The 4,544-nt window shown below is 52.9% G+C and carries 5 protein-coding genes and 1 tRNA gene; 4 read left to right on the forward strand and 2 right to left on the reverse strand.

Annotated elements, in window-relative coordinates:
- Together HOK28_13555 and HOK28_13560 are read left to right on the forward strand one after the other, a co-directional pair.
- Positions 1 to 346 (forward strand): PilZ domain-containing protein (locus HOK28_13555; GenBank protein MBT6434119.1); only part of this gene is annotated, 346 nt, incomplete at its 5' end.
- The gene (locus HOK28_13560) at positions 346 to 1,473 is read left to right on the forward strand and encodes a glycosyltransferase family 4 protein (GenBank protein ID MBT6434120.1); all 1,128 of its coding nucleotides are present in this window, start codon (positions 346 to 348) and stop codon (positions 1,471 to 1,473) included. The genes HOK28_13555 and HOK28_13560, both read left to right, overlap by 1 nt.
- On the opposite strand, the gene HOK28_13565 is transcribed toward HOK28_13560, so the two are convergent.
- Complete coding sequence (locus tag HOK28_13565; protein ID MBT6434121.1) at positions 1,470 to 2,861, reverse strand: PFL family protein; 1,392 nt, start codon at positions 2,859 to 2,861, stop codon at positions 1,470 to 1,472. The genes HOK28_13560 and HOK28_13565 overlap by 4 nt on opposite strands.
- 2 nt (positions 2,862 to 2,863) lie before the next feature.
- On the reverse strand, positions 2,864 to 3,310 hold the full coding sequence (locus HOK28_13570) for a hypothetical protein (GenBank protein MBT6434122.1): 447 nt from the start codon (positions 3,308 to 3,310) through the stop codon (positions 2,864 to 2,866).
- Positions 3,311 to 3,434: 124 nt separating this feature from the next.
- Between HOK28_13570 and HOK28_13575 the strand changes: the two genes are divergently transcribed.
- A tRNA-Pro gene (locus HOK28_13575) sits at positions 3,435 to 3,511 on the forward strand.
- A gap of 220 nt (positions 3,512 to 3,731) precedes the next feature.
- Positions 3,732 to 4,544 (forward strand): YHYH protein (locus tag HOK28_13580; GenBank protein ID MBT6434123.1); only part of this gene is annotated, 813 nt, incomplete at its 3' end.

The following is a 4,544-nucleotide window of genomic DNA, read 5'->3' on the forward strand; positions in this document are numbered from 1 at the left end:
CAATGAAGTGGGTGTTGAGGCTCGGTACAATACGCGGACAGACGCCACTTTGAAGATTCGGTTCAAGGATGTGGATCAACTCACCGCTGTTTACACCCACGATATCTCGGCGGGCGGACTTTTCATGATTACCGACCGAGACTTTACCATTGGTACCCAGATTCAAATCGACGCGGTTCATCCAAGGACCGGTGAGAGTTTTCCAATGATGGGCGCAATTCGTTGGATGGGCGTTAAAGAAGGACAGCGGGGGGCGGGCGTTGAACTTGTTCTCTTAGAGGACGATGAGCGCAGCGATTTCTGGAAGTTTGTAAATCACGGGGGTCTGACGGACATCCTGAGCTGATGCGCATTTTTCATCTTGTTAGTTATTCTCTCTACAGCGGTCCTCTCCCATCGACCTTGAGGCTTGCCTGCGCGCAACGTGAACTTGGGCACGATGTCTGGCTGGCGCACGATACGAAACGCGGCAGTTTCAACTCATTTGAAGAATCAGGTGATCCTCAAGTAGCGGCAGCTGCTATAGCACCGCCGGGCAAGCTTACCCTTTCTACAAAATCTTCTCCGATCGAAGTCTTGCGTGATGTGCGCACCTTAAAGAAGCTTTTGAAACAAGAAGTGGATGTGCTGCATGTTCATATGTCCCATGACCATACGCTTGCCTCGTTTGCCAGTGGCGCCGGGTTTCCTGGCGTGCGTATTCGTACGATTCACGCGCAGCGCTCCTTGAAAAATCGCCTGGGTCAAAAGAATCTCAACCGCCGCGCCGATGGCTGGATTGTGCGCTCTGAGGCCCACCGCCAAGGTTTAGAAAACCAGCTGGGTGATCTGGGCGAGCGGGTTGCGATGATTCCGGGCCCGATTGATACGGGGTATTTTGTGCCGGCAAATTTGGCGAAGCGTAAAGAGGCTCGAAAAGCTTTTGCCATTCCCGGGAATGCTCAGGTTGTGGGTCACACCGCACTGATGATGCACCGGGGGCAAGAAGAGCTGATTGATGCTGCGCAAAGTTTAAATAACCCAACGCTGCATTTGCTCTTTGTCGGCAGTGGGCAAGAGCATGAAAATGTTAAGGCAAAAGCTGCAGCAAGCTCGATGGCCGAACGCATTCACTTCAGCGGTTATTTAGAAGGCGATGACTTACTTAATGGTTATGCGGCGATGGATGCAGCGTTTAGTGCTCAAGCGGGTAACGATGCCTCGGTGAGAGCGGTACTTGAGGCCATGAGTTGTGGACTGCCGGTTGTTGGTGTTCAAGATGGCGCCATAGCAGATGTTGTTGATGCGGCGGTTGGGTTTCCAGTGGCAAGTCGTTTGCCGCAGGATATCGCAACTGGGCTTGAAGCGTTTTTGGGCCGCCAAGAGGGTACTGGAGCACGCGCGCGCCAGAAAATGCTAGAGGAGCGCACCATGGAGATGGAAGCTGAAAAGACAATTTCTCACTATGAGACGTGTGCCCGTTTAAAGGGCTAGTTGCGCATTGAATGAATCGGCGCTGGGATTCTGCCACCCAAACGAATGAACTCACTTGGTGAATGTTTATTCACATCGATGACAATACCGTCGCCCAGCAGGCCGCCGTAGGAAACGATGTCACCAGGGCCGCGTCCGGGCACTGGTAAGAGCCGTGCTGCGGTGGTTTTGTTGTTCATCACCCCAATGGCCATTTGATCGGCTAGAATTGCACTGATCACATCCGGAGGCGTATCGCCCGGGATTGCGACCATATCCAGGCCAACGGAACAGATACTGGTCATCGCCTCAAGTTTATCTAAGGACAATGCACCCATGCGTACCGCATCAATCATACCTTGGTCTTCGCTCACTGGAATAAATGCTCCAGAAAGTCCGCCAACATAGCTTGAAGCCATGGCTCCGCCTTTTTTAACGGCGTCTGTAAGAAGCATCAAAGCCGCTGTGGTACCGTGTCCGCCGACGCGTTCAAGGCCCATAGTTTGCAGAATATCTGCAACGGAATCGCCTTCGGCAGGAGTTGGGGCGAGAGACAAATCAACGACACCATAATCAACACCTAGGCGCTGAGCGACGACACGTCCGACGAGCTCGCCCGCTCGGGTGCACTTAAAGGCCATGCGTTTGATAACGTCTGCAATATTACCCAGGTCCATATTGGGCGGCGGGTTTTGCATGAGCCGCTTGAGCGCCGAATGCACAACGCCTGGCCCACTGATACCGACGTTGAGCACGGCTTGAGGTTCACCGACACCGTGCATGGCACCGGCGATAAACGGGTTGTCTTCTACTGCGTTGCTAAACACGACAAATCGCGCGCAGCCCACGCCGTCAGCATCGGCCGTACGGTTAGCCATCTCGAGAATGGTGTGACCCATTAAACCAATGGCGTCCATATTGATGCCGGCTCGTGTACTGGCCACATTGATGGAACAGCAAAGCCGCTCGGTGGCAACAATGGCATCTGGGAGGCTCTCGATATAGGCGGCGTCGCCCTTAGAGATGCCTTTATGAACCAAGGCTGAATAACCGGCGATGTAATCGATGCCGATGTCTTTGGCTGCAGCATCAAGGGCTTTGGCAGTTTCCACCATCAGTTTGGGGCCGCCGCCACCAGCAACCAGTGCGACGGGTGTAACGGATACGCGTTTATTAATGATGGGCATGCCCAGATCGGCTTCCACGCTTTGCGCAGTTTCGACCAGCTTGCCGCCGTATTCGAGGATTCGGTTGTAGACGCGCTCGGGGAGGCCCGCATCACTTCCGGCGATATCAAAGAGTGAAATACCCAAAGTTGTGGTGCGAATATCGAAGTTTTCTACTTCGACCATACGCAGCGTCTCGAAAAGATCGCCTCGGGTTCCGCTATGAAAGTCTGCGCGGCTCATGGTTACACACTGTGCATCGCAGCGAGGATATCGTCGTGAAGAGCCACCACATGGATGCCCAACTCTTCGCCGATTTGCTGAAGCCGCTGCTTAAAGGTGTTGAATCGCGACCCCTGGCTTGTGGCCTGGGAGATGTCGACCACGATGATCATGGTGAAGTATTCGCCGACGATGGTTTGACTGATGTCCCTGATATCACCAGCAAATTCGTCAATTGCAGTGGTTAAACGCACAACTATTCCGGCCCGGTTGCGGCCATTGGCAGTTACAACCACCCGTTCGGCCTGCTGGACTGGTTGAGGCGCTACAGGGGCGACGGGAGCTTGTCCGAGGACAGCAGCCACTTCTTGTGCCACCACCCGCGTGGTCTCAGGGTTTAACGGTCCGAGTTTCTGCATAACCCGCGTGACAATGGCTTCCGCCACTTCTTCGTTCTGATTTACACTCATGGCGGGAAGTCTTAGCACGATCAGGTAGCCGGTGGCGACCCGGCAGACACGTTGATTCTTATGGTTTTTTGATCTTTTTAATCTTGCAAACCGTAGGTTGTCCGTAATAAACAGGCCCTCACGTCGGGGCGTAGCTCAGCCTGGTAGAGCACCTGCTTTGGGAGCAGGGGGTCGCATGTTCGAATCGTGTCGCCCCGACCACTTTTAGATTCAATGAATTGCTCGGTTATCCCGAGCATTTTTTTTGCCTACTTTTTAGTATCCGCCCTCGTTACCTCGTTTTCGCCATCAGTTATTAATGCCTGCCGAGAACAATGTAAGTGAAGGGCCGGCCAGAGTTTTTCATTTTCTCGCCCATCGATTTAACATTTTCTTCGTGTGCGCCATTCAGTGGTGATTGTTGTCTCAAGAGGAGTTGTTCATGATGAAGTCTGGTGCTGGAGTTTTCGCCGTCGCGTGTTGCCTGATTATAGGTTGCAGCGAATCGAACTTAGAAGATGCTGAAACGCAAGATGAGAATAGTTCAGACCAAACGGGTGGAACAGGCTCAGGAGAAAACGGCTCATCCTCAACAAGCCCAGCGGGTACAGGCGAGGGAATGCTTAGCGGCGACTGCCCTCAAGCCGCGCATTTTCTCGATATAGAAATGTCTCAAGGAGCAGGCGGTAATTATCCAGACCCAACTCTGAGTGTTACCTGTATGGATGATTACCTACTGGTTGAAGGCAACGGGATTCCTCATTACACTTTTGTGCAGACCACACCCAATGCTTTAACGGCCGCAAATCATGCTTATCAGATCCCGCTAAATCCTCAGGTTGCGGATGCGTCCACGGATATTCCTCTTTTGGGATTTGTAGGAGTCGCTGTCAATGGAGCGCCTTTTTTTGGTCCTAATGAAGGCGGAATCCCTCAGGCCGAACAGTTTGGTGACCCTGTCTATAATAACGACAACTCCGCAGCGGCAGCCGATGGTTCAGGTACACTCATGGATGGTTGCTTAGGGCATACGGCCAATGAGTATCACTATCACGCCTTGCTCGATATCTGCCTTACGCCTGAGAGCCTAAATGAAGATCCATGGTTCCTTTCCGAGCGCGACACAACTCTCCCCAGTCCTATTGTGGGATACGCAGCCGACGGCTTCCCGGTTTACGGCCGATATGGGTGTTTAGACGAAGACTGTGCTGAAGTGGTTGAGTTTAAGAGCAGCTGGGACATGACGGGCGATCCA

This window comes from Deltaproteobacteria bacterium (genome assembly GCA_018668695.1).
Lineage (GTDB): Bacteria > Myxococcota > XYA12-FULL-58-9 > XYA12-FULL-58-9 > JABJBS01 > JABJBS01.